The organism is Falsiroseomonas sp. (assembly GCF_041690465.1).
Taxonomy (GTDB): domain Bacteria; phylum Pseudomonadota; class Alphaproteobacteria; order Acetobacterales; family Acetobacteraceae; genus Falsiroseomonas.
Genome location: NZ_JAWLHG010000023.1, coordinates 19,103 through 38,357, shown reverse-complemented (window position 1 = coordinate 38,357; position 19,255 = coordinate 19,103). Strand labels below are relative to the sequence as shown.

General features: G+C 71.7%; 19 protein-coding genes and 1 tRNA gene. 11 read left to right on the top strand and 9 right to left on the bottom strand.

The annotated features are described in order from the left end of the window. The first annotated feature begins 215 nt into the window (after nucleotides 1-215). Entirely contained in the window at nucleotides 216-1,469 is a 1,254-nt protein-coding gene (locus ACESM1_RS19680; RefSeq protein ID WP_372622910.1) for a cation:proton antiporter, read from the top strand. Between the two features lie 298 nt (nucleotides 1,470-1,767). On the opposite strand, the gene ACESM1_RS19675 is transcribed toward ACESM1_RS19680, so the two are convergent. Beyond that, the gene (locus ACESM1_RS19675; protein WP_372622909.1) at nucleotides 1,768-2,973 is read right to left on the bottom strand and encodes a hemerythrin domain-containing protein; all 1,206 of its coding nucleotides are present in this window, start codon (nucleotides 2,971-2,973) and stop codon (nucleotides 1,768-1,770) included. A 319-nt stretch (nucleotides 2,974-3,292) separates the two neighbouring features. Here ACESM1_RS19675 and ACESM1_RS19670 point away from each other — a divergent pair, with 319 nt between their 5' ends. Further along, complete coding sequence (locus ACESM1_RS19670) at nucleotides 3,293-3,454, top strand: hypothetical protein (protein WP_372622908.1); 162 nt, start codon at nucleotides 3,293-3,295, stop codon at nucleotides 3,452-3,454. 18 nt (nucleotides 3,455-3,472) lie between these two features. Beyond that, complete coding sequence (locus ACESM1_RS19665) at nucleotides 3,473-3,724, top strand: hypothetical protein (RefSeq protein WP_372622907.1); 252 nt, start codon at nucleotides 3,473-3,475, stop codon at nucleotides 3,722-3,724. Between the two features lie 176 nt (nucleotides 3,725-3,900). Here the strand turns inward: ACESM1_RS19665 and ACESM1_RS19660 are convergent. Then, nucleotides 3,901-3,977 (bottom strand) — tRNA-Arg (locus ACESM1_RS19660). Between the two features lie 142 nt (nucleotides 3,978-4,119). On the opposite strand from ACESM1_RS19660, the gene gtdA reads away from it, so the two are divergent. Then, nucleotides 4,120-5,187, top strand: coding sequence for a gentisate 1,2-dioxygenase (gene gtdA / locus ACESM1_RS19655; protein WP_372622906.1), 1,068 nt, complete (start codon nucleotides 4,120-4,122; stop codon nucleotides 5,185-5,187). Between the two features lie 6 nt (nucleotides 5,188-5,193). On the opposite strand, the gene ACESM1_RS19650 is transcribed toward gtdA, so the two are convergent. The 3 genes from ACESM1_RS19650 to ACESM1_RS19640 form a co-directional block, all read right to left on the bottom strand. Next, nucleotides 5,194-6,057, bottom strand: a complete 864-nt coding sequence (locus tag ACESM1_RS19650; RefSeq protein ID WP_372622905.1) for a hypothetical protein — start codon at nucleotides 6,055-6,057, stop codon at nucleotides 5,194-5,196. Continuing rightward, nucleotides 6,054-6,716 (bottom strand): hypothetical protein, encoded by a 663-nt coding sequence (locus ACESM1_RS19645; RefSeq protein ID WP_372622904.1) that lies wholly within the window; start codon nucleotides 6,714-6,716, stop codon nucleotides 6,054-6,056. Before ACESM1_RS19645 ends, ACESM1_RS19650 begins: the two co-directional genes overlap by 4 nt. Before the next feature lie 100 nt (nucleotides 6,717-6,816). After that, complete coding sequence (locus ACESM1_RS19640; RefSeq protein WP_372622903.1) at nucleotides 6,817-8,148, bottom strand: APC family permease; 1,332 nt, start codon at nucleotides 8,146-8,148, stop codon at nucleotides 6,817-6,819. Nucleotides 8,149-8,280: 132 nt separating this feature from the next. Here ACESM1_RS19640 and ACESM1_RS19635 point away from each other — a divergent pair, with 132 nt between their 5' ends. Genes ACESM1_RS19635 through ACESM1_RS19625 form a run of 3 tightly spaced genes read left to right on the top strand, consistent with a single transcriptional unit; the run spans nucleotide 8,281 to nucleotide 11,283 of the window. Further along, nucleotides 8,281-9,255: a Bug family tripartite tricarboxylate transporter substrate binding protein gene (locus ACESM1_RS19635; RefSeq protein WP_372622902.1), complete on the top strand. Its 975-nt coding sequence runs from the start codon at nucleotides 8,281-8,283 to the stop codon at nucleotides 9,253-9,255. Nucleotides 9,256-9,277: 22 nt separating this feature from the next. Continuing rightward, the gene (locus ACESM1_RS19630) at nucleotides 9,278-9,781 is read left to right on the top strand and encodes a tripartite tricarboxylate transporter TctB family protein (protein WP_372622901.1); all 504 of its coding nucleotides are present in this window, start codon (nucleotides 9,278-9,280) and stop codon (nucleotides 9,779-9,781) included. Beyond that, a complete protein-coding gene (locus ACESM1_RS19625; RefSeq protein ID WP_372622900.1) occupies nucleotides 9,781-11,283 on the top strand; it encodes a tripartite tricarboxylate transporter permease in 1,503 nt (500 codons plus the stop codon). The genes ACESM1_RS19630 and ACESM1_RS19625 overlap by 1 nt, the downstream gene beginning before the upstream one ends. 40 nt (nucleotides 11,284-11,323) lie before the next feature. Here ACESM1_RS19625 and ACESM1_RS19620 read toward each other — a convergent pair whose 3' ends face one another. Together ACESM1_RS19620 and ACESM1_RS19615 are read right to left on the bottom strand one after the other, a co-directional pair. After that, nucleotides 11,324-12,349 (bottom strand): family 43 glycosylhydrolase, encoded by a 1,026-nt coding sequence (locus ACESM1_RS19620; RefSeq protein WP_372622899.1) that lies wholly within the window; start codon nucleotides 12,347-12,349, stop codon nucleotides 11,324-11,326. A gap of 54 nt (nucleotides 12,350-12,403) precedes the next feature. Further along, complete coding sequence (locus tag ACESM1_RS19615; RefSeq protein ID WP_372622898.1) at nucleotides 12,404-13,045, bottom strand: TetR/AcrR family transcriptional regulator; 642 nt, start codon at nucleotides 13,043-13,045, stop codon at nucleotides 12,404-12,406. A gap of 88 nt (nucleotides 13,046-13,133) precedes the next feature. Between ACESM1_RS19615 and ACESM1_RS19610 the strand changes: the two genes are divergently transcribed. The 4 genes from ACESM1_RS19610 (at nucleotide 13,134) to mdoH (ending at nucleotide 17,122) form a co-directional block, all read left to right on the top strand. Beyond that, nucleotides 13,134-13,559: an ABA4-like family protein gene (locus ACESM1_RS19610; protein WP_372622897.1), complete on the top strand. Its 426-nt coding sequence runs from the start codon at nucleotides 13,134-13,136 to the stop codon at nucleotides 13,557-13,559. Further along, nucleotides 13,556-14,356 carry a hypothetical protein gene (locus ACESM1_RS19605; protein ID WP_372622896.1) on the top strand — a complete coding sequence of 267 codons (801 nt, stop codon included), beginning with the start codon at nucleotides 13,556-13,558 and terminating at the stop codon, nucleotides 14,354-14,356. Before ACESM1_RS19610 ends, ACESM1_RS19605 begins: the two co-directional genes overlap by 4 nt. 48 nt (nucleotides 14,357-14,404) lie before the next feature. Further along, nucleotides 14,405-15,370, top strand: coding sequence for a Bug family tripartite tricarboxylate transporter substrate binding protein (locus ACESM1_RS19600; protein WP_372622895.1), 966 nt, complete (start codon nucleotides 14,405-14,407; stop codon nucleotides 15,368-15,370). A gap of 81 nt (nucleotides 15,371-15,451) precedes the next feature. Further along, nucleotides 15,452-17,122 carry a glucans biosynthesis glucosyltransferase MdoH gene (mdoH, locus tag ACESM1_RS19595; RefSeq protein ID WP_372622894.1) on the top strand — a complete coding sequence of 557 codons (1,671 nt, stop codon included), beginning with the start codon at nucleotides 15,452-15,454 and terminating at the stop codon, nucleotides 17,120-17,122. Here mdoH and ACESM1_RS19590 read toward each other — a convergent pair. Then, on the bottom strand, nucleotides 17,119-18,531 hold the full coding sequence (locus ACESM1_RS19590) for a trehalose-6-phosphate synthase (protein ID WP_372622893.1): 1,413 nt from the start codon (nucleotides 18,529-18,531) through the stop codon (nucleotides 17,119-17,121). The genes mdoH and ACESM1_RS19590 overlap by 4 nt on opposite strands. Then, nucleotides 18,528-19,247 carry a trehalose-phosphatase gene (gene otsB, locus ACESM1_RS19585; protein WP_372622892.1) on the bottom strand — a complete coding sequence of 240 codons (720 nt, stop codon included), beginning with the start codon at nucleotides 19,245-19,247 and terminating at the stop codon, nucleotides 18,528-18,530. Before otsB ends, ACESM1_RS19590 begins: the two co-directional genes overlap by 4 nt. Nucleotides 19,248-19,255: the final 8 nt, after the last annotated feature.

Genomic DNA, 19,255 nt, shown 5'->3' with positions numbered 1-19,255 from the left:
GCGAGGGCGCCCTCGCCTCCCTGTCGCCGCGGACAAGATCGGCAACCTCGAACGGGCGGCGCATCACTATGAGATCAGCATGCCACACGTCATGCCGGTAAGGTCCACCACATCCACGGTGGCTCCAGGCAGCTTGCGCGACGCCTCGGCGGCGACTGCAGGCCCTGCCGGGCGTTCGGATCTCCGGCTGAAACCGTACCGAGAAGGCGCAGCGCTTGGACCCCTATATCCTGCTCCTGACGGGCGCCGGCGCGCTGATACTGCTCGTCGCCTGGCTGCCGATGGCGCTGAAGGAACTGCCGCTGTCCCTCCCGATGGTCTGCGTCGGGCTCGGCTTCGGCCTGTTCCATGTGGTGGGTGGAGAGGAGCCGCTGCCGCTCCGCTTCCCGGTTGCGACGGAGCGCCTGACCGAGGTCATCGTCATCGTGGCTCTCATGGGATCGGGGCTCAAGCTGGATCGCCGGCTGGGCTGGCGATCCTGGAACCTGACCTGGCGACTGCTCGCGATCTCCATGCCACTCTCGATTCTCGGGATCGCGCTGGTCGGCTATGCGTGGCTGGGCCTCGGCGTTGCCGCGGCGCTGCTGCTCGGCGCAGTGCTGGCGCCGACCGACCCGGTGCTGGCATCGGATGTGCAGGTCGGGCCGCCTGACACCGGCGTGGAGGATGAGGTGCGCTTCGCCCTGACCTCCGAAGCGGGGTTGAACGACGGGCTCGCCTTCCCCTTCGTCAACCTGGCCCTCGCGCTTGCCCTGGCACTCAACGAGCCCCCGGAGCCGGGCGTGCCTGGCTGGGCGGTGGAATGGCTCGTGGTGGATGTCGGTTGGAAGCTGGCCGCCGGAGGCATGCTCGGCTGGGCTACCGGCCGCGCTCTCGGCTGGCTGATGTTCCATCTTCCGAACCGGGCGCAACTCTCGCGCACGGGCGACGGGTTCGTTGCGCTGGGTGCCACGCTGCTCGCATATGGTCTGGCCGAGGGTGCGCATGGGTACGGCTTCGTCGCCGTCTTCGTGGCTGCCCTGGCGCTGCGCGACGCGGAGCGACGGCACGCTTTCCACGAGCGCATGCATGACTTCGCGGAACAGACCGAGCGGCTGCTGATGATGGTGCTGCTGATGCTGTTCGGCGGCGCGCTGGCCGGCGGACTGCTCGCTGCGCTGACCCTGGAGGGGGCGCTGGCGAGCCTTGCCTTCCTGTTCCTGGTGCGTCCGGCGGCTGGCCTGATCGGGCTGGCCGGCGCACGGCACCCGCTGCGGGAGCGGGTCGCGATCGCCTTCTTCGGCATCCGCGGCCTGGGCTCGTTCTATTATCTCGCCTACGCCGTCAACCGCGCCGATCTCTGGGAGGCGGAAGCGCTGTGGGCGGTGGTGGGCTTCACCGTGCTCGTTTCCATCATGCTGCATGGGATCACGGTGACGCCGACGATGCGCTGGCTGGACCGCCGCCAGGCCCCGGCGGAGAGGTCTTGAAGCGCAGCTCAGCCGAACAAGGCTGCCGCCAGCAGCCTCCTGCCCTGACGCAGAGCCCCGTTTCTGTCCGCAAGCGACGAGGCCGTCCTTCGCCGTGGCTGCAAGGCCGAGCCGACCGACCCGAGTGCGTGCGCCCCGGGGTGGGCGCGCCAGGGCACAAATCCCTGGCGCAGACGATGCCGGTGCCCCGGCCGCCCCTGACGCGGTCAGGGATCCGCATGTCCCGGTCGAGGCAGGCACCAAGCCGATGTCGCAGTGAATCGCTCGGTGCCTGCTTGTCGGTTGGTTGCCTGACGCCTCAGTGTTCGGCGGCTACCGCGCGATGCTGGTTGCCACGCTTCCGGCCGGCCTGCTCGATCTCGACCTCGTCGCGGCGGACCGTCTCCCTCACCGTCTCGACGCGCTGCGTGCGTTCCATCCTGACAACGACCTCCTCGCGCAGCCGCATGCGCTTGCTGACCGTCGGGACCTCCTCGGTCTCGACCACTTCGACCGTGACTTCCGTCAGGATCTCCCCGGTCGCCGTGTCGCTGACGGGGCGTCGGCGTTCCACGACCACCCTCTCGCTCTGCAGGGTGACCTGTCGCTCGACCGGCGTTTCGACGACGAAGCGGTGGATGCGCGCCGTGCCGCGGTTCTCGGTGCGCTTGCCGACCTCGAGGACCTCCTCGCCGAGCGGGATCACCTCCTCCATGCCGGAGGGGCCCCGTGCCGGCGTGGCCTTCCCCGGGTTCGGCATGTTCTGCATGGCGCCGAGCCACGGCCACATGAACATGTTCGTCAGGGCGGAGGCCTGGGCCTGAGCGCGTCCACGCGCATCGGCGGACGCCGCCGTGGCAAGGCGGGCGGTCTCGCCCGCAGCCTTGGCCGCGACAGCGGCCGGCATGGCTGCGGCATCGGCCATCCGCCGCGCATCGGCGCGTGCGCGTTGCTCGGCGGCAGCACGCTCGCGCTCCGCCGTCTGGGCCTGCTCAACGCGGAGTTCTGCCTGGCGGGCCATGAATTCAGCCTGCTCACGGTCCTGGCGCTGCCTGGCGCGACGCTCCTCCGCCTCGTCCTGCTTCGCCTGCTCGGCTTCGGCGAGGCCGGCTTCCATCCGCTCGGTCACGTCCTGCACCTGCTCGTCGCTGAGCGCGCGCTGCACCGCCGGCAGCAGTTCCTTCTTCTCGTCGCGGGCGTGCTGACGGAACGCCTTCTGGAGGTCGGCAAGCTTGCCGGAGAAGGTCTCATCGTTCTTCGGCAGGGCGTCGAGCTCGTCCAGCTTCGCGCGAAGCTCCTTGTTCTCCCGAATGGCGTCCGCGACCAGGTCCTTGGTCTCGGGGTTCTTCCGGAGGATCGGAAACAGGTGCTGTTCTTCGAGACTGGTGTGGAGCTCAAGCTCGGCCTTGAGTTCGGCGAAAAGCCTCTCCCTGGTCTTCACCGCGCCATCCGATGTGTCCGCCAGCTTCGAGAACAGCTCAATGGCCTTGGCGGGACCGCTTTGCATCATCGCTCTGAAATTCATTCTGAAATCCCCTTTGCTGCGGTGCAGCGTAAAGGATCCAGCGCACATCCCCGCCCAACGTTCGATCTCTTCAAAAATAAAACCCGGATGATCGGACCCGGAAGAGTCACACCTCCTGGTAATCCCGGGCGCGTACGGTTCTTGTGTACTGCGACCGGTAGGCGTCTCGATGCGGCAAGACTGTGAAGTGATCCCTATTGTTCGAACAGTTTGACGGCCCGGCGCCGAACTCCGCCGCTGGCGCGCCCACGCCGGAGGACGAGGCCGCCGCGACAGCGGAGGAGAGGGTGCCGCGCAGTCAGCGTGATGCGGCGCACGGGTGCTGGCGGCCTGCGCCGACGAGGCAAACGGGCGCCCCGACCTGGCGGACGCCATAGACGCCCTGCGTGCCGCCCTCGCCGGCAAGTCGGCGCGCAACCCGGCCGCCCCGCGGAGCCCGCGGGAGGGGACGAAGCTGATGACCGTCCTGGCGATGCTGTAGCGGGCGGAGGACGCCACTGTGGCCCAGGTCCACGAGGCCACCTGCTGGAACAAGGACACGGCGCGCGGCTTCTTCACCGGGCTCAAGAAGAAGGAGATCACGGTCGAGGCGGCGGGACAGGTGCGGCCGGTCGGGCCGAAGGCACCGGATCGCGGCACCTTCGGCGTCACGTCATCACACCAAGCTGGCCGTGATGCTGCAGCTTACCGTCCGCCCACCGTGACATGGCCGTCTGCTTATGGCGCCCGCCGTTTCGGGCGCAGGCGATAGCTTGGCGGCAGCTTGATGGTGATGAGGCCGGAGTCGCCTGAAAGCAGGGAAAAACGACGCCCCGCCGCATGGCCGACACCGTCGTAAAAGGCCAAGGCCCGGTAGCTTGGCGGCAGCTTTCGGCGATCCAGCCCCCTACAGCGGGGCGGCGATCAGCATGTACGCGATTGAAAGATTGGCGGACCCGACACGATTCGAACGTGCGACCTTTGCCTTCGGAGGGCAACGCTCTATCCAGCTGAGCTACGGGTCCGTCCGCCCTCCATACCGAATGCGGGCGCAGGAAGGAAGCCCTCGGGCATTCACGGCAACCCCGGGCCTCCGCTACGCTTTCGCCCCAGGCACCGCGCCGGCGCCCAGACCGCCCGAAAACACGCCCCCAGGACCCGCGCCCGATGACTGCCAAACCCGCCCCCGGCTCCAACGAGGCCCAGGCCATGCTCCAGGGCCTCTACGCCGAGATGGCGCCACAGCACCTCTACCCGCTCTGGGAAGTGCTGCACGCCCTCGTCACCCCGACGCCGCGCTCTTCGGTGCAGCCGCATCTCTGGCACTATGACGGCGCCCGCGCGCATCTGCTGCGGGCCGGCGACCTGATCTCGGCCGAACAGGCGGAACGGCGCGTGCTGATCCTGGAGAACCCGGGGCTGCCGGGCTCCTCCGCCGTCACCACCAGTCTCTATGCAGGGCTGCAGTTGATCCTGCCGGGCGAGGTCGCGCCCTGCCACCGACACACCCAATGCGCGCTGCGCTTCGCGATGGAAGGCGACGGCGCCTTCACCGCGCTGGATGGCGAGAAGGCGATCATGCGCCCCTTCGACCTGGTGCTGACACCCAACTGGCAGTGGCACGACCACGGCAACACCAGCGGCAAGCCGATGATCTGGCTCGACGGGCTCGACATCCCGACGGTGCGGCACTTCGCCGCCTCCTTCGCGGAGCACTTGCCGGACGGTGCCATGGCGCATCACGAAACCGCGCCGCCCGGCGACACGAGCGCGCGCTACGGCCGTAACCTGCGCCCCTTCGGCGGCACCGCAGCGGCGCGCCGCCCCACTGCATTGCCGCTGTTCCACTACCCCTACGCCGAATGGCGCGACAGCCTCGCCGCCATGGCGCGCTCGGATGCGCCGGACCCGCATCTCGGACACGCGCTCGAATTCGTGAACCCGGCGGATGGCGGGCCAGTGATGCCGACCATCGCCGCGCATGTGCGCCTGCTGCCGAAGGGCTTCGCCACCCGCCCCCGCCAGGCCACCGATGCGGCAGTGTTCGTGGTGGTGGAAGGCAGCGGTACCGCACGCGTCGGCGAGCAGGCCTTCGCCCTCGCCCCGCGCGACCTGCTGGTGGTGCCCTCCTGGGAAAGCCTGTCGATCGAGGCGGAGAGCGAGCTGGTGCTGTTCGGCTATTCGGACGCCGCCGCGCAGCAGAAGCTCGGCCTGTGGCGCGAGGCGCGCCTGTAGGGTCGTCTACCGGCTCATCAGCGCCTCAACCAAGCCACGCAGCATCCCCGCGCCCTCCACCAGGCCTTCCGTCCGCAGCGGCCGCCCTTCGGCCGTTCCCGCGGCGGCGGCGAAGGCCCCGGCGCGGTCCTGGGTGAGCTCCGCGGCCGAGATCCGACCGTCGGCGTCGTAGTCCAGGCTCTCCAGCAGCAGCCGCGCGGCCAGGATGCCACCCAGCGCGCCGACGCCCACCGCGCCGGCCAGCACCTCCTGCGTCGCGCCCTCCTGCACCGCCACCACCCAAGCGGCACCGCGCGCGATGCGGGCAAGCTCCGCCGGGGCGAGCAGCCCGTCGCCGCTGACGTCGCCTTGGCGGATCAGCGCCTCGGCGCAGGCACCGGGCGTGCCGGCGCCGCAGGCGGCTTCCAGGTGCTCGAAGGCGGCGAGCATCGCCACGCCCTCGCCATGGAGCGCGGCGAGTGCCGCGGGCGGCGCCGGGCAGCGACGCCAGACCTCGGCGCCGGCATCGCCGGGCAGCCGGTCGTCGCGTGTCTTCGGCTCGGGCTCGATGGTGTCGAGGCCTTCCGGCGAGGGACGGAACAGCAACCGCGGCGCCTCCGGCCCCGCGCCGACGCCCATCGTGTAGCCGGCCGCCGGCCGCATCGCGTCGAAGCGGAACAGCCGGCCAGGCAGTTCCGCATCCACCCGCGCGGCGGAGCGGGCGGTCAGCACCAGCATCGCCTGCGGGTCGGCGCAGTCGCCGGCGAACCAGGCGCCACGCATCGGCTCCGGCACGCCGCCATTCATCTCCCGGGCACCCGGTTGGGCGTTCCCTTGGGCAGCGGCCGGCGCGGCGAGCAGCGCGAGCGCCAGGACCAGGATCTTCCTCATCGGATCTCGATCTCCTCGCCGGTGCAGAGGTCCACGCCGGCGCGCGCCACCTCGCGCCCATCGCGGAACACGGCCACCAGGTCGGCGGCGCAGGCATCCGGGTCGGGCGGCTCGATCTCGAAGATCTCGCCGATCGGCAGCGTATCGGCGCCCAGCCGGTCCTCGCCCCGGGGGGTGCCGGGCGGCGCGGCGTAGATCTCGACGATCGGCAGCGGCCCGGCATTGCGCAGGCGCAGCGCGCCGGCCGCGGGCTCGGCCGGCAGGGCGGCGACCGGACCTTCCTCGTCCAGCTCCTCGGCGACGGTCCAGCCGGGGCGCAGCACGATGCGGGTGGTCTCGCAGACATCCACCACCCGCCGCTCCTCGGCGGCGCCATTGGGGAAGACGATGCGCAGATCCGCCTCGCAGCCGCCGCGCATCTCGATGGTGGTGTCCTCGCCGACCGGCAGCGTGTCGGCGCCCAGGCGGTCGGGGCCCCAGTTGTTGTCGGTCACCGGCGAGAGATAGACCTGCTGCACCGTCGCCAGGTGGCGGTTCGCCAGCACGACGCTGCGGGTCTCGATCGCCCGCTCGCGGGTCTGCGCCGCGGCGGGCAGCGCGCCGAACAGGCCACCGGCCAGCGCCAAGGCGGCAAGATGGTAGCCGCGGAAAGCTGTCATGCGCCGGCCGTCTCCCGAATCAGAGCGGGGCGGAGCATGCGTCGCCGGCCGGCCCTGCCGCAAGCGCCGCACCGGCGTGACGTTCCGGGACAGCATCTGTTCAACCTTCCATCGCCTCGGGCGTGGCGGCCGGGCGCAGCAGCAGGAAACCCAGCAGGATCACGGGCAGGATCGCCCCGGCCAGCGCCGGCGCGCGCCAATCGCCGGCGAGCACGCGGTTGACCAGCAGGCTGGCGCAGACCAGCGCGCCGCAGACCGGCACCAGCGAGGGCACCTCGAAGCCGCCATGCGGCTCGCCCGGGCGGCGCTGCAGCACCAGCAGCGCCAGATTCACCACGGAGAACACGCCGAGCAGCAGCAGCACGGTCGCAGAGGCCAGCTGCCCGATATCGCCCGCCAGCACCAGCGCCGCCAGCACCGGCAGCAGCGCGAGGATCGCGACATGCGGCGTGCGCCGCCTGGGATGGATGCGCGCCAGCGGCGCCGGCAGCAGCCCCTGCCGCGCCATCCCCAGCATCAGCCGCGACGCGGTGACGTAATTCAGCAGCGCCGTGTTGGAGACCGCGAAGAGGGTGATCGCCGCATACCCCCAGGGCGGAAACCAGGGCGCGGCGCGCGCCATCACCTCCACCAGCGGGCCGGGTGCTTCCGCCAGTTCCCGCCAGGGCACGACGGAGACGGCGGTGACCGACACCGCAATGTAGAGCGCGGTGGCCGTCAGCATCGCGGCGATGATGCCGATCGGCAGCGTCCGCCGGGGGTCGCGCGCTTCCTCGGCGACGTTCAGCGTGTCCTCGAAGCCGATGAAGGCGAAGAAGGTGAGGATCGCGCCGGTCATCAGGAAGGAGAGGCCGATCGGCTCGCCCGTCGGCGTCTCCAGCAGCGGCTGCGCGCCCCACCACTGGACGCCGACCGCGACCACCAGCACAAGCCCCGCGGCCTCGATCGTGGTGCAGAAGATGTTGACCCACATGCTCTCGCGGATGCCGCGCAGCACGATGCCGGCGACCAGCAGCAGGAAGCCGAGCGCGATGGCCACCGCCGGCACGCCCTGGAGCCCGGTGAGTTCGAGCAGGTTCGCCGCGACCACGCGCGACTGCGTTGCGACCGAGGTGAGGCCGGAGGCCATCACCGCCAGCCCGACCATCCAGGTCAGCAGCGGCCAGGCGAAGGCGCGCCCGGTGACATAAGCGGCACCGCCCGCCCGGGGATAGCGGCTGCCGAGCGAGGCATAGGAAAGCCCGGTCAGCAGCGCCGCCACCATCGCCACCAGGAAGCCGAGCCAGACCGCCGAGCCCAGCTCCCCCGCCGCGCGCCCGACCAGCCCGTAGATCCCGGCGCCGAGCATGCCGCCGAGCGTGTACGCGAACAGCTGGAAGGGGCCGATGCTCTGCCGGAGGCTGGGCTGGCCGGTCTGGCCGGGCTCGATCATGCGCAGGCGCCTCCCCGTATGGCGGGAGACGCCGGGCGGCCGCAACCGGTTCCGTATCGCCCCTTTGCGTGCCTCGCGCCGGTGGCATAGGCTCGCACACACGTTTCGCCGGCGGGACCCCAGGGAGGATTCATGACCACCACACGCCGCACGGTGCTTGCCGCTGCCGCCGGCCTCGCGGCCGCGCCGCTGCTGTCCAGGCCCGGCTTCGCGCAGCAGCGCTTCGCCAGCATGACCATGTTCGTCCCTGCCGGCCCCGGCGGCGGCTGGGACGGGCTGGCCCGTGCCATCGAGCAGGTCTCGCGCGAGGCCGGGCTGGTCGGCAGCTTCCAGTTCGAGCATGTCGGCGGCGCCGGCGGCATGGTCGGCCTGCCGCGCTTCGTCGCGCAGCGCCGCGGCCGGCCGAACGCGCTGCTGGTCGGCGGCTCGGTGATGGTGGGCGCAGGCATCACCAACAAGTCGCCCGTCACCATCAAGGACGTGGTGCCGGTGGCGCGCATGACCGAGGAGGTCGGCGTGGTCGTGGTGCCGGCCAGTTCCGAGTTCCGCGATATCGCCGCGCTCCTGGCGGCGCTGCGCAGCAATCCGGGCGCGGTCCCGGTGGGCGGCGGCTCGGCGGGCGGGACCGACCACATCACGCTCGGCCTGATCCTGAAGGCACTGGGGCGCAACCCGCGGGAGGCCTCCTATGTCGCGTTTGCCGGCGGCGGCCCGGCCCAGGCGGCGATCCTCGGCGGGCAGGTGAAGGCCGGCATCTCCGGCTATTCGGAATTCGCCGAGCAGATCAAGGCCGGGCGGATGCGCGCGCTGGCCACCACCGGCGAGCGGCGCTCCGACCCCGCCATCCCGACGCTGAAGGAGAGCGGGGTGGATGTCGTCACCTCCAACTGGCGCGGCGTGTTCGGCGCGCCGGGGATCAGCGCGGCGCAGCGCCAGGCGCTGGTGGAGCTGATGACGGCGATCCACGCCCTGCCCGCCTGGAAGCAGATCCTGGAGACCCGCGGCTGGGACGATGCGTTCCTGGCCGGCGACGCCTTCGCGCAGTATCTGACGCGCGATATCGCAGCGACCGAGGAGGTGCTGCGCGACCTCGGCCTCGCCTCGTGAAGCCGGCGGCGCGGCCCGGCGCGTGAGCGGGGGCAGCCGCCCGGATCGGGCGGATCTCGGCGCCGGGCTGTTCGTGCTCGGCCTGGGCGGGCTGGCGATGTGGCAGACGCTCGTCATCCCGGCCTCGCCGCTCTACGCACAGGTCGGGCCGACGCTGGTGCCCGCGCTCGTCTCGGCCGCGCTGCTGGTGCTCGGCGCCCTGCTGACCGTCTCCGCGCTGCGCGGCGGCTGGTCGGCCGGCATCGAGGAGGTAGCGGAGGCGCCGCCGGCCATTCCGCGTTCGCTCGGCCTGCTGCTGGCCGGGCTGCTCGCCAACCTGGTGCTGATCGGCCCGCTCGGCTTCACCATCGCGGCGAGTGCGCAATTCGTGCTGGTCGCGGCCGCCTTCGGCAGCCGCGCGCATCTGCGCAACCTCGGCATCGCGGTGGTGGTCTCGCTCGGCGCCTACACGCTGTTCGTGAAGGCGCTCGGCGTGAACATCGGCGCCGGGCTGGTCGAGGGGCTGATCTTCGGGGTGCCGGAGTGATGGGCGCGCTGGATGGCCTCGCGCTCGGTTTCGGGCATGCGCTCACGATCCCGAATCTCGGCTGGGCGCTGCTCGGCTGCTTCCTCGGCACGGCGATCGGCGTGCTGCCGGGCATCGGGCCGGCGCTGACCATCGCGCTGCTGCTGCCGATCACCTTCACCGTCAGCGCGACCGGCGCCTTCATCCTGTTCTGCGGCATCTTCTACGGCGCGATGTATGGCGGCTCCACCACCTCGATCCTGCTGAACACGCCGGGGGAATCGGGCTCCATCATCACCGCGCTCGAAGGGGCGAAGATGGCGCGCAACGGGCGCGCGGGGCCGGCCCTGGCGACCTCGGCGATCGGCAGCTTCGTCGCCGGCACGGTGGGCACGCTCGGCCTCGCCTTCCTCGGGCCGGTGATCGTGGAATACGCACTGCAGCTTGGCCCGGCCGAGTATTTCTCGCTGATGGTGCTGTGCTTCGTCACCGTCTCGGCGGTGCTCGGCGGCAGCGCGCTGCGCGGGCTGACGAGCCTCGGCTTCGGGCTGCTGCTCGGGCTGGTCGGCATCGACCTGCAGACCGGACAGCCGCGGCTGACCTTCGGCATCCCGGAGTTGCTGGACGGGGTGAACGTGGTGCTGGTGGCGGTGGCGCTGTTCGCGGTGGGCGAGACGCTGCACCTCGCCTGGCGGCATGTGGAGGGCCCGCAGGAGGTGCGGCCGGTCGGGAAGATCATGATGTCGCGGTCGGATCTGCGGCGCAGCTTCTGGCCCTGGCTGCGCGGCGCCGGCCTCGGCTTTCCCTTCGGCGTGCTGCCGGCTGGCGGCTCCGAGATGCCGACCATGCTGAGCTACTATGCGGAGAGGAAGCTCGCCTCGCCCGATGCGCAGCGCGAATTCGGCACCACCGGCGCGATCGAGGGCGTGGCCGGGCCGGAGGCGGCGAACAACGCCGCAGCGGCGGGCGTGCTGGTGCCGATGCTGACCCTCGGCCTGCCGACCTCTGCGACCGCGGCGATCATGCTGAGCGCCTTCCAGAGCTACGGCATCCAGCCGGGCCCGCTGCTGTTCACGGCGCAGGCGGAGCTGGTGTGGACGCTGATTGCGTCACTGTTCATCGCCAACGTCATGCTGGTGGTGCTGAACCTGCCGCTGGTGGGGTTGTGGGCGCGCATCCTGAAGATCCCGCAGCCGCAGCTCTACGCCGGGATCCTGGTGTTCGCGACGATCGGCACCTACGGCATCAGCAATTCCGTGGTGGACCTGATGCTGCTCTATGGCATCGGCATCGTCGCGATGTTCATGCGCCGCTTCGACTTCCCGGTGGCGCCGGTGGTGATCGGCATGATCCTCGGCCCGATGGCCGAGCAGGCGATGCGCCAGGCGCTGACCATCAGCCAGGGCGACTGGAGCACCTTCGTGACACGGCCGGTCTCGCTGGTGATCCTGCTGATCGCGGTGGCGGCGCTGGCCGGGCCGCGGCTGTATGGTGCCTGGGTGCGGCGGGTGGCGGCGACGTAGGACAGCCGGCACGCCGCGCCGACGGGGCTGCGACCGCGGATCACGCTCTCAGCACGACCGGGCCGGGCTGTTCCGTCGAGCTCGGCGAGCCCCCGTTGACATAGGGCAGGCCTGCCGCGTCGAAGTGCAGCCGTTCCATGCACATCTGCCGCAGCGGCACGCCGCGGCGGCCCATCGCGTCGATATGCTCCGTCCCGGGGATGATCGCGTCGCCCCGCACCGCGTGGAAGAAGATCCACAGCTGTCCGATGGCATCGGGCAGCACGAATGCATTGCCGCAGCGGTTCCAGACGTCGTTCTCGGCGAGCAGGCAGGTCGGGCGCGAACGCAAGGGATCGAGGGGGTGCGGCGCTCCCCGGAAGGCATAGGTGCGGTACGGCCCCTTCCAGGTGTCCACCTTGGAGGCCAGCACGATGGGATCATGCGTGGTCGGATGTTCGATGACGTGGACGCCCTCCCAGAGGCGGTCGTCCGGGTCTGCGGGATCGGGCGAGAGGATGTCGGTCGGCTCCGACCCTGCGACGAAGGCGGTCCCGTCCGCGGTCAGTTCCTGCCCCTTGATCGGCGCATGGCCGGAGCCCCAGAAGAGGAAGTTCCTGCCCAGCCTGGTCGAGCGATAGAAGCACGGGTCGATAACGGTGAATCCCGGCCCGCGCTTCAGGATGATGGGATTGCGGAAGCCGATCGGCGTCGTCGAGCGCGCGACGAAGATGCCGTGACCGTCCGGGCCGGTCTCCTGATGGTCGTCGAACTTGAGGGAGCCGTAGAGATTCCAGGCGGCAGACCCCATGCGCCTGACGTCGGGAGCCCAGCAGGCGCGATACCTGCCGTAGTTCGGGATGGGTTGGGGGAAAGCGCCGCATTCCGCTCCTGCCGGGTTCAACTCCCAGCTCACTAGGTCACGTGAGCGCGCCGCCTTGAACCGGCGCCGCGGCAGAGGTTCGTGCTCGTCATCCGTCGCGTAGCACCAGTAGAAGCCCTCCCGGTCGGGACCGGCCAGCGCCGGATCGGGCCACACCGCCGCTATGGTCGGGTTGCAGTAGGATGTCTCGGTATAGGTGGCCAAGGTTGCAGCCTCCTTCCTTGCGCCGGCTGGTGCCGGCTCGCGGGCGCGACTGCGTCATGAAGCCCCGTGACTGGCCGGGGCTGCGCAGGCCGCCACGATCAGCGCGATCAGGTCCTCCGCCACCTCCGCCGCGCGCGCCTCCGGCTTCCACAGATCGCCGCCCGCGCCCTCTGCCCGCAAGGTGCAGAAGCCATGCACGGCAGCCCAGGCGAGCGCCAGCCTGGCGCGGCGCGCGCGCGCATCCAGCGCAGGCGCCAGCGCGGCCATCGCCTCCGACAGCAGCATGAAAGGCTGCCCCGCCGCTTCCTGCCAGGCCGGGTCCGCACGGTCGATCAACTCGGCGCGGAACATCAGCCGGAAATGCGCGGGATTGGCGCGGGCGAAGGCGATGTAGCCGCGGCCCGTCGCCGCCAGCCGCTCGGCGGCACCGGCCGCCTCCGGCAGCGCCGCCAGTGCCGCCTCCATCGCCGCCGCCAGCCGACGCCCACCCTCGGCGGCGAAGGCGGTGAGCAGGCCGCGCTTGTCGCCGAAATGCGGCGCCGCCGCGGAGTGGGAGACACCGGCGCGGCGGGCGCATTCGCGCAAGGTCACCGCTTCCGGCCCGGCCTCCAGCACGATCTCGGCGACCGCCGCCAGCAGCGCGTCGCGCAGCGCGCCGTGGTGGTGGCGGCCCTTGGCCTTCGGGGTCACGGACATCGGCCGATCCTGGGCCCGCACGTCGAACTTGACAATGGGCAGTTCGATCCTCCATGAACTGACCGCTGGAAAGTTCGAGGAGCCGCCCGTGCCGGCCGAAACGCTGTTCTCCGTCGCCAACCTGCTTGCCATTGTCGGCTGGCTCGCGCTGCTGGTGGCGCCGCGGGCGCGGCTGGCGAACCGGACCATCGCGGGCCTCGCCATCCCTGCCCTGCTCGCTGCGCTCTACGCCGTGCTGCTGGCGATCCACGCACCGGGCGCCGAGGGCGGCTTCGGCTCGCTGGCCGAGGTGGCAGCGCTGTTCCGCACGGAGGGCGTGCTGCTCGCCGGCTGGATCCATTACCTCGCCTTCGATCTCTTCATCGGCGCCTGGATCTGTCGTCGCGGCGCGGCGGAGGGGATGAACCCCTGGCTGGTGCGGCTCTGCCTGCCGCCCACCTTCCTCGCCGGCCCGATCGGGCTGCTGCTGTTCCTCACGCTCCGCTTCGCCACCGTGAAGGAGATCCGCGCATGACTGCGCTCGCGCTGCACCCCCGACGTTCGATCCTTGCCGAGATCGAAGCGCGCCAGAAGTTCCTCACCCGGGCCGGATGGGCCATGCTGCTGGTGCTTCTCGCCTGCCTCGCCGCGATGACGTTGGACCCGCGCACCCTCAACGGCGTCTCCGTCTGGGTGAAGCCGGCGAAGTTCGCCGCCTCGTTCCTCGCCTGGCTGTGGACCCTCGCCTGGGCATGGGGCGTCCTCGCGCCGCAGGTCAGAGAGGCTTGGACGGCGCGGCTGGTGCTCTGGGGAACGCTGGCGACCGGCGGCTTCGAGGTCGGCTGGATCGCGCTCCGCGCGGCGCTCGGCCAGCCCAGCCACTTTGCCGACGACGCGGTGGGGAGCGTGATGTACGGGCTGATGGGTCTGGCCGCGCTGGGCCTGGTGGCGTTCGCCGCGCTGCTCGGCCTGCTGGTCCTGCTGCGGCCGGATCCGGCGCAGCCGCGTCCCTGGCGCCTGGCCGTCGGGCTTGGCCTGGTGATCGGCGGCGTGCTCGGCGGCGTGACGGGCGTGAGCATCTCCGCTCTCGGCACGCCGCACATCGGCGGCGCAGCGAGCGACGCCGGCAACCTCGCACCGTTCTTCTGGTCGCGCGACGGCGGCGACCTGCGGGTGGCGCATTTCCTCGGGATCCACGCGATGCAGGCGCTGCCGGCACTTGCGTTGCTCGGCGCCGGCGCCGGCATGGTCTGGCTCGGCGCAGCGGGTTGGACGACGCTCGCCCTCGGCGCCTACGCGCTTGCGCTGGCGGGCGTTCCACTCTCGCCCTGAACGACGCGTGCGTGCCAGAGTGGCGCAAACAGAGAAGGAGGGCGCCACATGATCGCACGCAGATCGCTGCTCGGCACAGGGCTTGGCATGGGGGCGGCGCTCGCCCTGGCGAGGCCGGCCCTCGCCTGGCCGGACCGGCAGATCCGCCTGCTGGTTGGCTTCGCGCCGGGCGGCGCGGTGGACACGGTGGCGCGGCTGATCGCCGGCCCGATGGGCGAGGCATTGGGGCAATCCGTCGTGGTAGAGAACCGCCCCGGCGCCAGCGCCAACATCGCCGCGGCCGCGCTGGCCTCGAGCCCGCCGGACGGCCACACCGTGCTGATGGGCGCCTTCGCGCATGGCGTGAACCCGAGCCTGATCCGGCTCGGCTACGATCTCTCCGAGCTCAAGCCGGTGCTGCAGCTCACCCGCGTGCCGACCGTGCTGATCGTTCACAAGGACAGCCCCTGGCAGACCGCGGCGGAGCTCGTCGCCGCCGGCAAGGCGAAGCCGGACGGCCTCACCTACGCCTCCGGCGGCAGCGGCACCGCGAGCCATCTGGCACCCGAGCTCTTCGCCCGCCGCGTCGGGCTGAAGGCAACGCATGTTCCCTTCCGCGGCGGCGCGCCGGCGATGCAGGCGGTGATGGGCCGGCAGGTGGATTTCATGTGCGAGAATCCGCAGCCCGCCTTCATGGCGCCCGGCTCGCCGATCCGGCCGCTGGCCGTGTTCCGCGACACGCGGCTGCCGCTGTTCCCCGACGTGCCGGCGATCACCGAGGCCGGCTTCGGCGCCGACCTGACGATCAATTCCTGGCACGGCCTGTTCACCCGCAACGGCGCGCCCGAGGAGGCGGTGCAGAAGCTGGTGGCGGCCGCGCGCGCGGCGATGGCGCGGCCGGAGGTGCGGACGCGAATCGAATCCCTGACGATCGAGCCGGTGGAAAGCTCGCCAGCCGATTTCGCCGCCTTCTTCGCCGGCCAGGTCGAGACCTGGGGCCGCGTGGTGCGGGAGGCAGGGATCACCGTGCAATAGAGCGGATCGCAGGGCGGACCCGCCCGGACGACGGGCAGCGCCGCCGCACGCCCGCCATCATCCTGTCGGATTGGGGCGGGCGTGACCGACGAATCCCCCGTGCTGCGGCGCGCGCTGTTCGGCGCGCTGGTGCTGGCAATCGCCCTGATGCTGCTGTGGCTCACCTGGCGCGCCGTTGCGCCGGGCGGCATCAACGCGGCGGAGGCGCTGATCCTGCTCGGCGTGCTGCTGGTGACGCCCTGGGCGGCGCTCTCGGCCGGCAACTCGCTGGTGGGCTTGACGATCCTGCTGGCCTCCTACGATCCGCCGGCCGCCGTGCTGCCGGCGGTGCACCGCGCCAGGCCGGGCGCGCCGCAGCGTCTCACCGCGCTCGCCGTGTGCATCCGCAACGAGGACATGGCGGAGGTGCTGCCGCCGCTCGGGCAGTTGCTCGACGGGCTGGCCGCGGCCGGCGCCGGCGACCGGTTCCGACTGTGGCTGCTGTCCGACACGCAGGATCCGGATGCCGCCGCGGCGGAGGCAGCCGCCGTCGCGGCCTTCGCGCGGCAGCACCCGCGGGTGCAGTACCGCCGCCGCGCGCAGAACACCGGCTTCAAGGCCGGCAACATCATGGATTTCCTGGACCACCATGCCGGCGAGGCGGCGTTCTTCCTCACCCTCGACGCCGACAGCGTGATGACGCCGCGCGCCGTGCTGCGCCTGGTCTCGATCATGGAGGCGGAGCCGGATCTCGCCATCGTGCAGCAGCTGATCGTCGGGCGGCCGGCGACGGCGGCCTTCCCGCGGCTGTTCCAGTTCGGCATGCGCGCGGGGATGCGCAGCTGGGCGACCGGGCAGGCCTGGTGGCAGCTCGATGCCGGGCCGTACTGGGGCCACAACGCCATCATCCGCTGCGAGCCCTTTCGCCGCCATGCGCGACTGGAAGCGCTGTCCGACGGCAGCCGCATCCTCAGCCACGACATGGTGGAGTCGGTGCGCCTGCAGGCCGCCGGCTGGCGCGTGCGCTGCCTGCCGGAGGAGGATGGCAGCCTGGAAGCCAATCCGCCGGCCATGCCGGAGTTCATGCGCCGCGACGAGCGCTGGGGCGCGGGCAACATGCAGTACTGGCAGCTGCTGCGGCTGCCGAATCTCACCGCGATGGGCCGGCTGCAGCTGCTGCAGGCGATCCTGCTGTTCCTCGGCGCGCCGCTCCATGCCCTGATCCTGCTGCTGGCGGCGCTGAACGGCGCGAGCGGCGGTGGCGCGGAGACGCCGATGGGCGCGCTAACGCTGGCGGTGCTCGCGCATTGGCTCTGCTACTTCGCGCCGAAGCTCTCGGGCTACGCGCAGGCCCTGATCCAGCGGCGCGTCGCGGCGCGATATGGCGGGCGTGCGGCCTTCGCCAAGGGTGCGCTGGCGGAGATCGCCTTCATGCAGCTCTTCGAGCCGCTCTCCACGCTGAACAAGGCGCTGTTCCTGGCCACGCTTCCCTTCGGCCGCCGCGCCGGCTGGGCGCCGCAGAACCGCGCCGACCGCGGCATCGCCTGGGGCGACGCGGCGCGGCTGCTCTGGCCGCACACGCTGATCGGCCTCGCGCTGACCTTCGCCTTCGCCACCGTCTCTCTGCCGGCGCTGCTGCTCGCGCTGCCCTTCACGCTCGGCATGGTGCTCGCGATCCCGCTCTGCGTGCTCAGCGCGGACCCGCAGGTGTCGAACTGGCTGCGCAGGCGCCGGATCGCCGCGACGCCGGAGGAACTGGCCGCGACCGCCTAAGCCGCCCGGCGTGACGTGCCGCGGCGGCCAGTGGCGCGCCGCGACTCGGCCTTGGATGGCGAAGCGGCCGCGGCCTCGCCCTCCAGCGCGGTGAGGAAGCTCCGCGCCCAGGCGGCAGCCGTGGTGGTGCGCACCGCCGCGTCCATCGTCTTCCAGCGCGCCAGCCGCTCGTCGGCCGGCATCGTCAGCGCAACGTCCAGCGCCTCGGCGATGTCGTCGGGGTCGAGCGGATTGACCAGCAGCGCCCCCTCCAGCTCGCTCGATGCACCGGCGAAGTGGGAGAGCACCAGCACGCCCGGATCCTCGGGGTCCTGGGCGGCGACGTATTCCTTCGCCACCAGATTCATCCCGTCGCGCAGCGGCGTCACCAGGCCGATGCGTGCCAGCCGCATGTAGCCGGCGAGCGTCGGGCGGGCGACGGCGCGCGTGATGTAGCGGATCGGCGCCCAGTCCGGCTCGGCATACTGGCCGTTGATGCGGCCCACCGCCTCGTCCAGTTCCCGCCGCAGCGCGCGGTAGGTGGCGACATCGCCGCGGCTGACCGGCGCAACCTGCAGGAAGGTGATCTTGCTGAGGTGCTGCGGGAAGCGCTCCAGCAGCTTGCCGAAGCCGGCGATGCGCTGCGGCAGGCCCTTGGTGTAGTCCAGCCGGTCCACGCCGATCGCCAGCGCGCGGTTCACCAGCGAGGCGCGCAGCATCTCCACCTCCCTGGTGCGGAAGCGGCGCGCGGCTAGGTTGGCGAAGCCGCCGCTGTCGATGCCGACGGGGAACACGCCGACGCGCTCGGCGGCCTCGGGCTTGCCGACGGCCTGCAGCGCGCCGCGCAGGTTCTCCGCATCGTCCGCGGTCTGCACGCCGATGGTGTCGAGTGCCGCCATCGCCAACAGCACCGGCTCCGCGTTCGGCAGGCCCATGAAGACCTGGCGGGGCGGGAATGGCACGTGCAGGAAGAAGCCGATCTTCTGCCGGCAGCCCAATGCGCGGAGCTCCGCGGCCATCAGGAACAGGTGGAAGTCGTGCACCCAGATGGTGTCGTCGTCGCGCAGCATCGGCGCCAGCGAGGCCGCGAAGGCAGCGTTGACGCGGCGGTAGCCCAGCCAATCCTCGCGCGAGAAGCGGGCGATGCCGAGGCGGTAGTGCAGCACCGGCCACAGCGCGGCGTTGGAGAAGCCCTGGTAGTAGTGGCGGTAATCCTCCTCGCCGAGGTCGAGCGTGGCGTAGGTGGTGCGCCCCTTGCGAAGCAGGCGCGGCTCGGTGCCGGTTTCCGGCGCGGTGCCGCCGGACCAGCCGAACCAGAGCGAGTCGCGCCGCGCCAGGGCATCCTTCAGGGCGACCGCGAGCCCGCCGGCGCTGGCGCCGCGCTCGCGCGGGTCCGGCACGCGGTTGGCGACGATGACGAGCCGGCTCATGCGCGTGACACCGCGGCGGACTCCAGCCGGGCCAGCCAGGCGCGCAGCCCCGCCGGCGTGCCGAAGGCGTCCTGCAGCCGGAGACCGACGCCGCCCGCCGCGCGGGCCGCATCCATGCCCGCCTCGTCGGTCACGTCGTCGCCGACATAGACCGGCGTGCGGCCGGCGAAGGGCGGGCGGGCCATCAGCCCCTCGACCGCCGTCGCCTTGGAGATGGCCGCCGGCTTCACCTCCCAGGCCATGTGGGCGGGCATCAACAGGAAGGCGTCGCTGCCGGCGATCAGCTGCTCGAGCAGCGCGCGGCCGGGTGGGCCGGCTTCCGGCGCCTGGCGGAAATGCAGCACGAAGCCGTGGCCCTTGGGCTCGACCAGCGCGCCGGGAAAGCCGGCCGCGAATCGCTCGGCTTCCTCGCGCCAGGCGATGGGCGGAGCCGGCAGCGGGGGCGATTCCACCGCCGCGCCGGGCGTCGGGCGCAGGCTGGCACCGTGGTCGCCCGCCATGGCGAGCGGCACCGGCAGGAAGGCATCGAGCTGCGAGAGGGGGCGGCCGGAGACGATGGCAAGCGCACCTTCCATCCGCTCCGCCAGCCGTTGCAGCAGCGCGGGCAACCCCTCCGGGACCACCACGGCGTCCGGGCGCGGGGCGATCTCGACGAGGGTGCCGTCGAAGTCGAGGAAGAGCGCTGCCCGGTCGAGGGCGATCGGGGAGGCATCCATGGCGGGAA

Coding starts and splice junctions, on each gene's coding strand:
- ACESM1_RS19675 (WP_372622909.1), bottom strand. CDS start 2,973: ATGAATTTCAGAGCGATGATGCAAAGCGGTCCCGCCAAGGCCATTGAG.
- ACESM1_RS19650 (WP_372622905.1), bottom strand. CDS start 6,057: ATGAGGAAGATCCTGGTCCTGGCGCTCGCGCTGCTCGCCGCGCCGGCC.
- otsB (WP_372622892.1), bottom strand. CDS start 19,247: ATGGATGCCTCCCCGATCGCCCTCGACCGGGCAGCGCTCTTCCTCGAC.
- ACESM1_RS19600 (WP_372622895.1), top strand. CDS start 14,405: ATGATCGCACGCAGATCGCTGCTCGGCACAGGGCTTGGCATGGGGGCG.
- gtdA (WP_372622906.1), top strand. CDS start 4,120: ATGACTGCCAAACCCGCCCCCGGCTCCAACGAGGCCCAGGCCATGCTC.
- ACESM1_RS19605 (WP_372622896.1), top strand. CDS start 13,556: ATGACTGCGCTCGCGCTGCACCCCCGACGTTCGATCCTTGCCGAGATC.
- ACESM1_RS19625 (WP_372622900.1), top strand. CDS start 9,781: ATGGGCGCGCTGGATGGCCTCGCGCTCGGTTTCGGGCATGCGCTCACG.
- ACESM1_RS19615 (WP_372622898.1), bottom strand. CDS start 13,045: ATGTCCGTGACCCCGAAGGCCAAGGGCCGCCACCACCACGGCGCGCTG.
- ACESM1_RS19640 (WP_372622903.1), bottom strand. CDS start 8,148: ATGATCGAGCCCGGCCAGACCGGCCAGCCCAGCCTCCGGCAGAGCATC.
- ACESM1_RS19590 (WP_372622893.1), bottom strand. CDS start 18,531: ATGAGCCGGCTCGTCATCGTCGCCAACCGCGTGCCGGACCCGCGCGAG.
- ACESM1_RS19645 (WP_372622904.1), bottom strand. CDS start 6,716: ATGACAGCTTTCCGCGGCTACCATCTTGCCGCCTTGGCGCTGGCCGGT.
- ACESM1_RS19635 (WP_372622902.1), top strand. CDS start 8,281: ATGACCACCACACGCCGCACGGTGCTTGCCGCTGCCGCCGGCCTCGCG.